Source organism: Paraburkholderia sp. MPAMCS5 (genome assembly GCF_036016995.1).
Taxonomy (GTDB): domain Bacteria; phylum Pseudomonadota; class Gammaproteobacteria; order Burkholderiales; family Burkholderiaceae; genus Paraburkholderia.
In genome coordinates this window covers 110755-124323 of the sequence record NZ_JAYXBK010000013.1, presented here as the reverse complement: position 1 = coordinate 124323, position 13569 = coordinate 110755, and the positions used below count along the sequence as shown (strand labels likewise).

The window sequence follows — 13569 nt, the reverse complement described above, 5'->3', positions numbered from 1 at the left end:
CGTGCCGCTCATTCCCCGTGTGTGGGATCGCCGGCGCCACGGTTTTGTCCTGGGTCTCTCTCGCGCTTCGGTTCCGGCTTGCTACGTAGACGAGCCGCGCGCGCGCTTTTTTAAGCGGCGGCGGCGGGATTCGGAAGGTTATGCGAGGCGGCTCATGGCGCGACCCGAGCAGCGGCGCGCGGAAGACGCGCGCCCGAAACCGTCATTTGACAGCGAACAGCGTGGCGTTCATGAAGAGCTTGAACGCGAACCCGAGCGACATCGCCGAGCCCACGCCGAAGCACCACAGCGCGATGAACCAGAGCCAGCCCGGCAGCTTGCGCGCGGACTCAGTGATAGTGATGTTGGTCGCCATGACGCACCTTGCCGCGAAAAACCCAGTAACCCATCGTCGTATAAGCGACGATGACCGGCAGAATCACTGCCGCGCCGACCAGCGTGAACGTCTGGCTGGTGCGCGGCGCGGCCGCTTCCCACAGCGTCACGCTCGACGGAATCGCATACGGCCACAGGCTCACCAGCAGCCCCGCGTAACCGAGCAGCACCAGCAGCAGCGCGAGCGCGAACGGCGTGTTGTGATGCCGCTCGCGCACCGCGCGCCGCATGAAGAACACGCAGGCGGCGACGAGGAACGGCACGGGCAGCAGCCGGTAGAAGAGGCCGTCGTGGAACCAGCGTTGCGCGATGTTCGGTTCTTGCAGCGGCGTCCACAGGCTCACCATCGCGATGAAGCCGAGCAGCACGATCGTGAGCGGCCACACCACGCGGTGCAGGCGGCGCTGCAGGTCGCCTTCGGTTTTCGCGACCAGCCAGCAGCAGCCCAGCAACGCGTACGTGACGACGAGCCCGAGGCCCGTCAGCAGGCTGAACGGCGTGAGCCAGCCGAACGCGTCGCCGGCATACGCGCCGGCCTCGACCGGAATGCCTTGCAGGAACGCGCCCAGCGCGACGCCCTGGAAAAACGCGGCGCCCGCCGAGCCGCCGATGAACGCCAGATCCCACAGGTGCTTGGTGCGATTGGCCTTCGCGCGAATTTCAAACGACATGCCGCGAAAAATCAGGCACACGAGCATGAAGACGAGCGGCAGATAAAGCGCCGACAACACGGTCGAATACACCATGGGGAAGACCGCGAAAAGCGCCGCGCCGCCGAGCACGAGCCAGGTTTCGTTGCCGTCCCAGACGGGCGCGACGGTGTTCATCATCAGGTCGCGTTCCTTTTCGTCGGGGAAAAACGGGAAGACGATGCCGATGCCCAGATCGAAGCCGTCCAGCACCACATACATGAAAAGGCCTAGCGCGATGATCGCGGCCCACACTACGGTTACGTCCATTTTCTGTCCCGGTGAAAGAGTGCGGAAGTCAGGCATCGATCATCTGATCGGCGGCGGAGAAGGGGCGGCGCGCCGTCTGAGCCGGCGTGTGCTGCGGCACGCCGTGCGGCGTCTGTCCGGGCAACGCCGGACCGGAGCGCATCAGCTTGAGCATGTAATAGATGCCCGTGCCGAACACGAGGAAATAGACGACCACGAACGCCATCAGCGAAATGCCGACCTGTTGCGCGGTGAGCGGCGACACGGCTTGCGACGTGCGCATCACGCCATACACGACCCACGGCTGGCGGCCCGCTTCCGTCGTGACCCAGCCCGCGAGCAGCGAGATGAAACCGCTCGGGCCCATCGCGAGCGCAAAGCGCTGGAACCACTTCGATTCGAACAGGCGTTCGCGGCGGCGCAGCGCCCAGGCGGCGAGCGACATCGCGATCATCAGCACGCCGAGGCCGGCCATGATGCGAAAGCTCCAGAACACCACCGTCGAGTTCGGGCGGTCTTGCGGCGGGAATTCCTTCAGGCCGCGAATTTCGCCGTCCCAGCTATGCGTGAGAATCAGGCTGCCGAGGTGCGGAATCGACACCGCGTAGCGTGTGGTCTCCGCCTGCATGTCGGGAATGCCGAACAGGTTGAGCGCGGTGCCGCCTTTCTCGGTGTCCCACAGACCTTCGATCGCCGCGATCTTTGCCGGCTGATATTCGCGCGTGTTCAAACCATGCTGATCGCCGACGAACGCCTGGATCGGCGTGAGAATCAGCAGCAGCCAGAGCGCCATCGAGAACATCTTCCTGACGGCCGGATCGCGCCGTCCGCGCAGCAAATGCCATGCGCCGACCGCCGCCACCACCAGCCCCGCGACGATGAACGCCGCCAGCGCCATATGCGCGAGCCGGTACGGGAACGACGGATTGAAGATGATCTTGAACCAGTCGAGCGGCACGACCTGGCCGTTCACGACTTCGAAACCTTGCGGCGTTTGCATCCAGCTATTGGACGCGAGAATCCAGAAGGTGGAGATCAGCGTGCCGACCGCGACCATCAGCGTCGCGCCGAAGTGCGCGCGCGGGCTCACGCGCTGCCAGCCGAACAGCATGATGCCGAGGAAGCCGGCTTCGAGGAAAAACGCCGTCATGACCTCGTACATCAAAAGAGGTCCGGTGACGGGCCCGGCGAAACTGGAAAAGCCCGACCAGTTGGTGCCGAACTGATAGCTCATGACGACGCCGGAGACGACGCCCATGCCGAAGGCCACGGCGAAGATCTTCGACCAGAACAGGCAAAGATCTTTGTAGTAGGCCTTGCCGGTTTTGAGCCAGCGCCATTCGAGCACGGCGATGAAGCTCGCGAGACCGATGCTCAGCGCCGGAAAAACGATGTGAAACGAGACCGTAAACGCAAACTGGATGCGGGCGAGGTCGAATGCCGAAATTGCGGAGTTCATGATCGTGAGGGCGTGGTGCCGCGTGGATGGACTACGCGCGTCGACCGGTGTCGGTGCGCTCTGCGTTTCGCAGATGGCCGAAGATTAGGGGAAGCGCGGGATTTATGCTGCAACGCGACGTGCGTCAAAAAACCACGTTGTTTTACGATTTTTTGCGGTTTTGTGCCTGCAAGCATTTGATCTTTATCAGTTTTTTCTGATTGATTGTGGCGCGTGTTTTTATGGCGCAGCAGGGAAAGTGCGGCAATCGACCGCGTAGCAGCAAAGCACGTGGACGAATCGGGCGGCTTGCGCAGGGGCGAGCAGAGGCGGCGTGATTTGCGACGCCAAATGATTCGCAAAGTTATACGACATCACATAAATAATTGAATGGTAAGTCTCTGATTCGCCAAAATTAAAGCGACGCACCATTCATGTGCCTCCGGGTAAATGCCTAGTTGAAATCCGTTTCTGGATGGACGATAGTACGTTATCGTACAACTTAAATCTTCCACCGACGGCCAGCCGGTGCAGCAAAGGAACCCTCCATGAAAAAGATTGCCCTGAGTGGCGCCGGCGGTCAGCTCGGCTCGGTCGTGCGCGCCGCCATGATCGCGCGCGGCACGCCGCTGCGCTCGGCGGCCGGCTCGAAAGCGCTGACGCCTCTGGTCGAAGGCGAGGACGTGATGCACGGCGACCTGCGCGATCCGGCGGTGGTGGATCGGCTGCTCGACGGCGTGGATGTGCTGATCCATTTCGCGGGAACGAGCGTCGAGCGCCCGCTGCCCGAAATCATCGAAAACAATCTGCGCGGTCTCGTCGAGGTGTACGAGGGCGCGCGCCGGCACGGCGTGAAGCGCATCGTGTTCGCGAGTTCGAATCACGCGATCGGCATGTATCCGGTCACCGAGCATCTCAGTCTCGACTGCGAGTTGCGCCCCGACGGCTTTTACGGCTTGAGCAAGGTGTGGGGCGAAGCGCTCGCGCGCATGTATTGGGACAAGCACGGCATCGAAAGCGTGTGCGTGCGCATCGGCAGTTGTCTCGAACGTCCGACCGAGCCGCGGCATCTGAGCACGTGGTTCGGCCATCAGGATCTGATGCATTTCCTCGACCGCTGCGTGGAGGCCGAAGACGTCGGCTTCCTCACCGTCTGGGGCGTGTCGGCCAACCGGCGCAGCTGGTGGGACAACAGCGGCGCCGCGCGCCTCGGCTACCAGCCGACGCAAAACGCCGAAGATTTCGCCGACGACATCCTGTCGCGCCCGAATCCGCTCGACGCGCTCGGACAGCGCTTCCAGGGCGGCGGTTTTGTCGGCATCGATTATTCGCGCAAGGACGTGGCACGCAAGTCCTGACAGTTCAGGCATTACCAGGAGACGCAGCAATGAAGATCAAGGGAATCCGCTGGTGGATGGTTAGTCTGGTCGCCGCCGGGCTCATCATCAATTACCTGGCGCGCAATACGTTGTCGGTGGCCGCGCCGACGTTGATGAACGACCTTCACATCACCACGGAGCAGTATTCGCACGTGGTCGTCGCGTGGCAGCTTTGCTATGCGTTCATGCAGCCGGTCGCGGGCTTCGTGCTCGATACGGTCGGCACGAAGCTCGGCTTCGCAGCGTTCGCGCTGGCGTGGTCGCTGGCTTGCGCGGCGGCGGCGTGGTCGACGGGCTGGCGCAGTCTCGCGTTCTTCCGCGGCCTGCTCGGCATTGCCGAGGCGGCGGGCATTCCCGCCGGCGTCAAGGCGACGAGCGAGTGGTTCCCGGCCAAGGAGCGTTCGGTCGCGATCGGCTGGTTCAACATCGGCTCGTCGATCGGTGCGGTGCTCGCGCCGCCGCTGGTGGTGTGGGCGCTGCTGCATGGCCAGTGGCAACTGGCGTTCGTGATCGTTGGCGTGGCGGGGATCGTGTGGAGCGTCGTGTGGATGGCGCTGTACAAGCATCCGCGCAAGCAGAAACTGCTGGGCGACGCGGAGCGCGACTACATTCTCAGCGGCCAGGAAGCGAAACATAGCGACGACGGCGCGCCCCGGCGCAACTGGCTCGCCATGCTGCGAAGCCGCGACTTCTGGGCGATCGGCATTCCGCGCATTCTGTCCGAGCCGGCCTGGCAGACCTTCAACGCGTGGATTCCGCTCTACATGATGACCGAGCGTCACATGAACCTGAAGGAAGTCGCGCTGTATGCGTGGATGCCGTTTCTCGCGGCGGATATCGGCTGCGTCCTGGGCGGCTATCTGAGCCCGTTTTTTCACAAGTACGCGAAGGTGTCGCTGTTCACGTCGCGCAAGATGGTGTTCGTGGTCGGCGCGTTGTGCATGATCGGACCGGCGTGCGTGGGCCTCGTGGCGAGTCCGTATGTGGCGGTCGCGCTGCTGTGCGTCGGCGGCTTCGCGCATCAGACCTTGTCGGGCGCGCTCTACGCGATCACCTCCGATGTGTTCGGCAAGAACGAAGTCGCCACTGCGACGGGCATGGGCGGCATGGCCGGCTATCTGGGCGCGGCGGCTTTCACGGCGTTGTTCGGCGTGCTGGTCACGCAGGTCGGCTATAGCCCTCTGTTCGTGCTGCTCGCGGTGTTCGACATCGTCGCCGCCGGCGTGGTGTGCCTGCTCGCGAAAAGCAACGACAAGGCGCCCGAGCCGCGCTGGTCGGAAACGGGCGGTCCGGTCGCCATCAAGTAAGTGTCGGCGAGTCGTACCGGCATGATTGCGCGTGACGTTTAGCGTTGAGCGGAATCGGCAGGCGGCGCTCGGGTTCGGGCGCCGCTTTTTTCTTGGGCACGCTTCAATGCCGCCCACACCGCACGCCCAAACCGCACGCCTGCAAGGGCTGTGGGATAATTGCGCGGTTTGCCCGGAGCGCGGCTCAAAAGGTTGTTTGCACGGGCGCGCAAGGGGCCTTCACTCCCGTGGCCCGCTTCCTTCAAGCGATATTTTTCCAACAACCACGATGCCCGCATACCGTTCCAAAACTTCCACCGCCGGCCGCAACATGGCGGGGGCGCGCTCGCTGTGGCGCGCCACCGGCATGAAAGACGAAGACTTCTCGAAGCCGATCATCGCCGTCGTCAATTCGTTCACCCAGTTCGTGCCTGGCCATGTCCACCTGAAGGACCTCGGCCAGCTTGTCGCGCGCGAGATCGAGGCCGCGGGCGGCGTCGCCAAGGAGTTCAACACCATCGCCGTCGATGACGGCATCGCCATGGGCCACGACGGCATGCTGTATTCGCTGCCGAGCCGCGACATCATCGCGGATTCGGTGGAATACATGGTCAATGCACATTGCGCCGACGCGATGGTGTGCATCTCGAACTGCGACAAGATCACCCCCGGCATGCTGATGGCCGCGATGCGCCTGAACATTCCGGTGATCTTCGTGTCGGGCGGCCCGATGGAAGCCGGCAAGACGCGCCTCGCCAATCCGAAAACCGGCACCATCGAACTGAAGAAGCTCGACCTGGTGGACGCGATGGTGATCGCCGCCGACAAGAGCTATTCCGACGCCGACGTGGCCGAGGTCGAACGCTCCGCCTGCCCGACCTGCGGTTCGTGCTCGGGCATGTTCACGGCCAACTCGATGAACTGCCTCACCGAGGCGCTAGGTCTCTCGTTGCCGGGCAACGGCACGGTGGTCGCCACGCACGCGGACCGCGAGCAGCTCTTCAAGCGCGCCGGACGCCGCATCGTGGAACTGGCCCGCCAGTATTACGAGCAGGAACAGGCGGGCATCCTGCCGCGCGCGGTGGGCTTCAAGGCATTCGAAAACGCGATGACGCTGGACATCGCGATGGGCGGCTCGACCAACACGATCCTGCACCTGCTGGCCATCGCGCGCGAAGCGGAGATCGACTTCACGATGACCGACATCGACCGCCTGTCGCGCGTCGTGCCGCAGTTGTGCAAGGTCGCGCCGAACACCAACAAGTACCACATCGAAGACGTGCATCGCGCGGGCGGCATCATGGCGATCCTCGGCGAGCTGGACCGCGCGGGCAAGCTGCACACCGACGTGCCCACGGTGCACGCGGCCACGCTGAAGGACGCGCTGGATCAATGGGACATCGTGCGCACGCAGGACGAAGCGGTCCGCACCTTCTACATGGCGGGTCCGGCTGGCGTTCCGACGCAGATCGCGTTCAGCCAGAACACGCGCTGGCCGAGTCTCGACACGGACCGCGCCGAAGGCTGCATCCGCTCGTATGAGCACGCGTTTTCGAAGGAAGGCGGTCTCGCGGTGCTGACCGGCAACATCGCGCTCGACGGCTGCGTGGTGAAAACCGCCGGCGTCGACGAAAGCATTCTGGTGTTCGAGGGCACGGCTCACGTCACCGAATCGCAGGACGAGGCGGTGGAGAACATCCTCGCGGGCAAGGTGAAGGCGGGCGATGTGGTGATCGTGCGCTACGAAGGTCCGAAGGGCGGCCCCGGCATGCAGGAAATGCTCTACCCGACGAGCTATATCAAGTCGCAAGGCCTCGGCAAAGCATGCGCGTTGCTCACGGACGGCCGCTTCTCGGGCGGCACGTCGGGACTGTCCATCGGCCACTGCTCGCCGGAAGCGGCGGCGGGCGGCGCGATCGGCCTGGTGCGCGACGGCGACAAGATCCGCATCGACATTCCGAGCCGCACGATCGACGTGCTGCTGTCCGACGCCGAGCTGGCAAGCCGCCGCGAGGAACAGAACGCGAAGGGATGGAAGCCGGCCAAGCCGCGTCCGCGCAAGGTGTCGGCGGCGCTGAAGGCCTACGCGAAGCTGGTGATGTCGGCCGACAAGGGCGCGGTGCGCGACCTGTCGCTGCTGGACGACTGATCCCGCCTGCTCCCGCCTGATCTGGCGACGGGCTTCACGCCCGTCAGTAAAAAAGCCGCTCCGAAAAGCGGCTTTTTTTTTGCCTGCATTTGCCGCTGCTTTTGCAACCGCTTTTGCAACTTCCGATGCGCTTAACGCTGATCGACCACCGTCGTGTTGTACGTCGTCGAGCCGATCACCACGTTCTTCAACGTAATCCCGTTGACGTTGTACGCATAGATCGGCCCCGGTGTGGTCGCCGTGGCCGGCCCCGCGCTGACCGCCGTTCCGAGATTGCAGTTGGAGAGCGTGACGCCCGTGATCGGCGGGATGGTCGGCGTGGGGGCCGGGCCGTTGTAGTCGAATGCGACCGGGCCTTGCGCGACGATCGCCTGGAAGCACGACCCCGTCGCGCCGTTCAGCGTGACGTTGCTCGCCTGCACGTTCGAGATGTTCACGTTCTGCACGACAGCGGGACGGGTTCGGATCGCGTCGTTGGCGGGCTGGTAATCGCAGTCGAACGTGATCAGGCCGCCTTGTGCCGCCGACGGGTTGGACGCCGCCGCCGTGGCGACGCCGAGCGGCACCTTGCCGTTGATCGGGCTGCCCGCGAGCAGCGCGCTGCCGTAGCCGCCGCCTTTCAGCGCGACGCCGTTCGGCAGCGTGACCTTATCGACATAAAAGTTCTTCACGAAGCCGCCGCGATTCATGTTCGTCTTGATGCGGATCGCGATGTTCAGCGGATTCGTCGCCCAGTTCTGATTGAGCATCTGCAGATTGCGCGCATAGACGTTCTGCACGCCGCCGCCCATTTCGCTGCCGAGCGTGATGCCGCCGTGGCCGCTGTTCATCGTGCAGTTCTGGATCACGTGGTTCTGCGCGGGGCCGTATTGCGTATCGAGATCCTTGCCCGATTTGATCGCGATGCAGTCGTCGCCCGTGTTGAAGGTGACGCCGTCGCAGAGCACGGTATCGCACGCATCGGGATCGAAGCCGTCGTTATTCGGGCCGATGCTGTTCGTCGTCACGCCGCGAATCACGACGTTACGGCAATCGGTCGGATGATGCTGCCAGAAAGGCGTGTTATTCGTGGAGTAGTTTTCCATCAGAACATTCGTGCAGCCGATGAACTCGACCATGCACGGCCGTAGATAGTGACCCACGCCGAAGATACGCTTCGCCACCGGCACGCCTGCTTCGGAAAGCGCGGGCAAATAGTTCTGATCCTCCTGCCATGGTGTCGTCGGGCTCGTGAGCTGCGCGTAGAGCGTGTCGGAAATGCCGGGCGCGGCGGTGCGCAAGTCGACGTTGTTCGGGTTCAGATACACCTGCGAGGGCGTCGACGAATTCACGCAACCGTACGCGCCGTTCGACCCCTTGAAGGTCCACCAGCAGGTGGCCGTGTTGCCCGAGCCGGAGAAGGGCGTCATCGCCTGACCGTTGAGAATCGAGGTCGCGTCCTCGCCGCTCAGCCCGATGTTGGACTGGTTGCGCGCGTAGACGGGCGAGCCGTAGTTCAGGCAGTCGTTGGCCTGCCAGCGGCTGTAGAAAAGGTTGCCGTTCGCGCCGCAGTTCACGGGGCCGTCCTTCGCATAGTCGGCGGGATTCGGGCTGAAATAGATCGTGCAATTCGCGCTCAGATGGAAGTTCACGTTGCTGAGCAGCACGATCGGTCCCGCGCAATACCACGTGCCCGACGGCACCACGACGCGTCCGCCGCCGGCCGCGTTGGCTGCCTGAATCGCGGCGAGAAACGCGGGCCGCGAGTCGAACGACGAAGCGGCGTTGGTCTGATTCGAGCCCGGACTCGCGGGCGAGGAAGCACCCGTGTACGGGTTCGTCGCGGCAACCACCGCGCACGGCTGCGCGCCATATTGGGTGACGAGGAAATCGCGCGAGGGAAACATCGACTGCGTGATGTTCGCAAGCGCCGCGATGATTTGCGTGGCGGCGCCGTCGCTGCCCCAGATCGGGTCTTCCGGCGTCAGGCCGGAACTGCCGCCGCCGCCGCATGCGGACAGTCCGCCGAGCATCGTCGCGCCCGCGGAGGTGCCGGCGAACACCATGAATGCCCGGCGTGCCGGGGAATGCGGCTCGGCCTGAGCAAGGGTTTTCGATGCGACGCGTTTGCCGGTGTTGTCATGTTGGTGTGCCACACATGTCTCCTGGCCCTTTACGGGCGTTGTGAATCGTCGTCGATGCGCGAAGGCGCGCGGTGCGCCGCGAGCGCCTTCGTTACGTCATCCTTATTAAATGAAAAATCGAAAAAAATGTTGATGACTCATGCAGGCGTTGAACGCAACGCGCGCCGCCTGGCCCGTTCATCGGCGTCGAACAGGGCGAAGCGGCGCTGCCGGACAAGGCAAACGCTTGAGGCGTTTTCAGTGCGCCGTCAGTGGGTTTTTAGTGCGTTTATTGGCCGATCTCGTGATTGGCGAGCACTTCGAGCGCGCGCACCATCGCGGAGTGATCCCACGCTTTGCCGCCGTGCGCCACGCACGCGTTGAAAAGTGCCTGACAGGTCGCGGTATTCGGCAAGGCGACGCCGAGTGCCTGCGCGGTCGACAGCGCCAGGTTCAAATCCTTCTGATGCAGCTCGATGCGAAAGCCCGGCTCGAAGGTGCGTTTGGTCATCCGCTCGCCGTGCACTTCGAGAATGCGCGAGGACGCGAAGCCGCCCATCAGCGCCTCGCGCACGCGCGCCGGATCGACGCCGGCCTTGGAGGCGAGCAGCAGCGCTTCGCCGACCGCCTCGATCGTGGCCGCCACGATCACCTGATTCGCGACCTTGCAGACCTGTCCCGCGCCGACCGCGCCGATCAGCGTGACGTTCTTGCCCATCATGTCGAACAGCGGCTTCACGCTGTCGAAGGTTGCCTGCTCGCCGCCGACCATGATGGTGAGCGAACCTGCCTTCGCGCCAACTTCGCCGCCCGAGACCGGCGCGTCGAGATACTCCGCGCCTGTCTCGCGCACGCGCGCGGCGAAATCGCGTGTGGCCATCGGCGAAATCGAACTCATGTCGACCACCGTTTGCCCCGCGCGCAATGCGCCCGCGAGCCCGTTTTCGCCGAACAGCACGCGCTCCACATCCGGCGTGTCCGGCACCATGATGAAGATCACGTCGGCCTGCCCGGCGACCGCGGCCGGGCTGTCGCACGACTTCGCGCCGGCTTGCGTGAGATCGTCGGGAACGCCGCTGCGCGTGAAGGCGGCGAGCGCGACGCCGTTCTTGAGAAGATTCGCAGCCATGGGCTTGCCCATGATGCCGAGTCCGATAAAGCCTGCTTTTTGCATGGAATGCTCCGGAGATGTCATGGCGGCCACGGCTTACGTGGATTCATGCCTGATCGATGCGTTGCCTCAGGCTTCGGCCGCCGGTTTCTGGATGAAGTGTTGATGAACCGCCTGCGCGGCGTTTCTCAGAAGCCCGAGATCCGCGCAGACCGAGACGACGCGGCAACCCATCGCGAGATAGCGCTCGGCGTCGGCTTGCACCGGTGCAAGAATGCCGCTCGGCTTGCCCGCGGCCTGCGCGCGCTCGAACACGCGCGCGATCGCCCGCTGCACGTCGGGATGCCCGGGATTGCCGAGATGCCCATACGCGGCCGCCAGATCCGACGGGCCGACGAACACGGCGTCGACACCTTCGACAGCCACGATCTCGTCAATCGCGTCCACCGCTTTGCGGCTTTCTATCTGTACGATCACGCAGACGTTGTCGTTGGCGATGTCGAAGTAGTCGGGGACCGTCGCGTAGCGGTTGCCGCGGTGCCCCACGGAAACGCCGCGAATGCCTTGCGGCGGATAGCGCGTGGCGGCGACGGCGCGCGCGGCGTCGTCGGCGTCGTCGACGAATGGCACGAGGAAGTTGCAAAAGCCGCTGTCCAGCAGACGTTTGATGACCACGCTGTCATTGGCGGGCGGGCGCACGACCGGGGCGGTGCGGCTGTCCTTGAGCGCCATCAGTTGCGGGATCAGCGTGAGCACGTCATTGGGTGCATGCTCGGCGTCGAGCAGCATCCAGTCGAAACCGAGCACGCCGAGCATTTCCGTGACGATCGGACTGGCGAGCGACGCCCAGCAGCCGATCAAGGTATCGCCGCCGCGAACCGCGTGGCGAAAGCTATTGGGGAGAGACTGGTAGGGCTGGGAAGGCGCGGCTGGCATGAACGTATTCCTCGAACGACAATGGATCGGGTCGGGCTCTGACGACGACTCATGGCATGTTATAGGTCGTCGTACGTCTTGTTCCAGATTAGCACTCAGCCTCGCTGTTGTAACGGCCACGTAAACCCGAATTCCCCATTTCGTGAGGCGGTTTGGGTTGCGCGAGCAGTTCTCCGTGTTGTAGGATGACTTATATCTTTAGACTCCAATCCAAGGAAAGAAAAATGTCCAGTTCCACCGGTATCACCGGCGACATGCTGATCGGCCGCAAGGCGGTGCGCGGCGCGCAAAAACCGCTGCACGCCTTCAATCCTTCCACGGGTTCGGACATCGCCGAGCCGGTTTTCGGCAGCGGCACGCCGGAAGACGTCAACCTCGCGTGCGAGCTGGCGGGCAAGGCGTTCGACTCGTACCGCCAATTGCCGCTCGCCGTGCGCGCTGAATTTCTTGAGCGCATTGCCGACGGTATCACTGCTTTGGGCGACGCGCTGATCGAGCGCGCGCAGCAGGAATCGGGCTTGCCGAAGGCGCGTCTCGAAGGCGAGCGCGGCCGCACGACCGGTCAGCTCAAGCTGTTCGCGCAAGTGGTGCGCTCAGGCCAGTGGCTCGCCGCCACGCTCGACTCGGCGCTGCCGGAGCGCAAGCCGCTGCCGCGTTCCGATCTGCGCATGCAGAAGATTCCGCTCGGCCCGGTTGCGGTGTTCGGCGCGAGCAACTTCCCGCTGGCGTTCTCGGTGGCCGGCGGCGACACGGCGGCGGCGCTCGCGGCTGGCTGCCCGGTCGTGGTGAAGGCGCACCGCGCTCACCTCGGCACGTCGGAGATGGTCGGCCGCGTGATCCAGCGCGTCGCAGAGGAAATGGACTTGCCCGAAGGCGTGTTCTCGCTGATCGTCGGCGCGGGCAACTCGGTCGGCGAAGCGCTCGTCGCGCATCCGGCGATCAAGGCAGTCGGCTTCACCGGCTCGCGCGCGGGCGGCTTGTCGCTGATGCGCGTCGCGGCAGCGCGTCCCGAACCGATTCCGGTCTACGCGGAAATGAGCAGCATCAACCCCGTGTTCCTGCTGTCGAACGCGCTCACGCAGCGCACCGAGGGCATCGCGCGCGGCTTCGTCGATTCGCTGGTGCTCGGCGCCGGCCAGTTCTGCACGAATCCGGGCCTTGCGATCGCCATCGACAGCGACGCGCTGAAGCGCTTTGTCGCCGTGGCGTCCGAGGCGCTGACGGGCAAGCCCGCCCAGACCATGCTCACGGCGGGCATCCACTCGGCGTACGCGGAAGGCGAGGGCAAGCTGGCGGCGACCACGGGCGTGGAAACGGCGGCGCGCGGCGTCGACGTGACCGGCCCGAACCAGGCGCGCGCGGCGCTGTTCGTGACCGACGCGCAAACCTTCCTCGCCACGCCGGCGCTGGAGGACGAGGTGTTCGGACCGGCATCGACGATCATCCGCTGCAAGGACGAGCAGGAGTTGCTGCAAGTGGCGGAGCACTTTGCCGGCCAATTGACGGCGACCGTCCAGATGGACACCGCCGATGTGCCCGCAGCCCGCAAGCTCGTGCCGATTCTCGAACGCAAGGCCGGACGGCTGCTGGTCAACGGCTTCCCGACCGGCGTCGAGGTGTGTCACGCGATGGTCCACGGCGGCCCGTTCCCGGCGACCTCCGATAGCCACGCGACCTCGGTGGGCACGACCGCGATCGAGCGCTTCCTGCGTCCGGTCTGCTATCAGGACTTCCCGGCCGACCTGTTGCCCCAAGCGCTGGCCGACGGCAATCCGCTCGACCTGTGGCGCCGCCGCGATGGCGAGATCACGCGGAGCTAAGCGTGTCGAACCGCGGCCAAGCCGCGGTTGAAATG

At 64.5% G+C, this 13569-nt stretch carries 10 protein-coding genes; 4 read left to right on the top strand and 6 right to left on the bottom strand.

Features of this window, described 5'->3' with window-relative positions:
- Positions 1–202 precede the first annotated feature (202 nt).
- The 3 genes from VOM14_RS24425 to VOM14_RS24415 are packed head-to-tail and all read right to left on the bottom strand — an operon-like array spanning position 203 to position 2772.
- Positions 203–355, bottom strand: coding sequence for a hypothetical protein (locus tag VOM14_RS24425; RefSeq protein WP_327631328.1), 153 nt, complete (start codon positions 353–355; stop codon positions 203–205).
- On the bottom strand, positions 330–1334 hold the full coding sequence (gene cydB, locus VOM14_RS24420) for a cytochrome d ubiquinol oxidase subunit II (protein ID WP_327631327.1): 1005 nt from the start codon (positions 1332–1334) through the stop codon (positions 330–332). The genes VOM14_RS24425 and cydB overlap by 26 nt, the downstream gene beginning before the upstream one ends.
- A gap of 28 nt (positions 1335–1362) precedes the next feature.
- The gene (locus tag VOM14_RS24415) at positions 1363–2772 is read right to left on the bottom strand and encodes a cytochrome ubiquinol oxidase subunit I (protein ID WP_327631326.1); all 1410 of its coding nucleotides are present in this window, start codon (positions 2770–2772) and stop codon (positions 1363–1365) included.
- 527 nt (positions 2773–3299) lie between these two features.
- On the opposite strand from VOM14_RS24415, the gene VOM14_RS24410 reads away from it, so the two are divergent.
- From VOM14_RS24410 to ilvD, 3 genes are all read left to right on the top strand, one after another.
- On the top strand, positions 3300–4109 hold the full coding sequence (locus VOM14_RS24410) for an NAD-dependent epimerase/dehydratase family protein (RefSeq protein WP_327631325.1): 810 nt from the start codon (positions 3300–3302) through the stop codon (positions 4107–4109).
- A 29-nt stretch (positions 4110–4138) separates the two neighbouring features.
- Entirely contained in the window at positions 4139–5437 is a 1299-nt protein-coding gene (locus VOM14_RS24405) for an MFS transporter (protein ID WP_327631324.1), read from the top strand.
- Positions 5438–5705: 268 nt separating this feature from the next.
- The gene (gene ilvD / locus VOM14_RS24400; protein ID WP_327631323.1) at positions 5706–7565 is read left to right on the top strand and encodes a dihydroxy-acid dehydratase; all 1860 of its coding nucleotides are present in this window, start codon (positions 5706–5708) and stop codon (positions 7563–7565) included.
- A gap of 131 nt (positions 7566–7696) precedes the next feature.
- On the opposite strand, the gene VOM14_RS24395 is transcribed toward ilvD, so the two are convergent.
- From VOM14_RS24395 to garL, 3 genes are all read right to left on the bottom strand, one after another.
- Positions 7697–9610, bottom strand: a complete 1914-nt coding sequence (locus tag VOM14_RS24395) for a glycoside hydrolase family 28 protein (protein WP_327631376.1) — start codon at positions 9608–9610, stop codon at positions 7697–7699.
- Between the two features lie 346 nt (positions 9611–9956).
- Complete coding sequence (locus tag VOM14_RS24390) at positions 9957–10862, bottom strand: 2-hydroxy-3-oxopropionate reductase (RefSeq protein WP_327631322.1); 906 nt, start codon at positions 10860–10862, stop codon at positions 9957–9959.
- 45 nt (positions 10863–10907) lie between these two features.
- A complete protein-coding gene (gene garL, locus VOM14_RS24385; protein ID WP_327631321.1) occupies positions 10908–11714 on the bottom strand; it encodes a 2-dehydro-3-deoxyglucarate aldolase in 807 nt (268 codons plus the stop codon).
- 224 nt (positions 11715–11938) lie between these two features.
- Between garL and VOM14_RS24380 the strand changes: the two genes are divergently transcribed.
- Positions 11939–13534, top strand: coding sequence for an aldehyde dehydrogenase (NADP(+)) (locus tag VOM14_RS24380; protein ID WP_327631320.1), 1596 nt, complete (start codon positions 11939–11941; stop codon positions 13532–13534).
- Positions 13535–13569 lie beyond the last annotated feature (35 nt).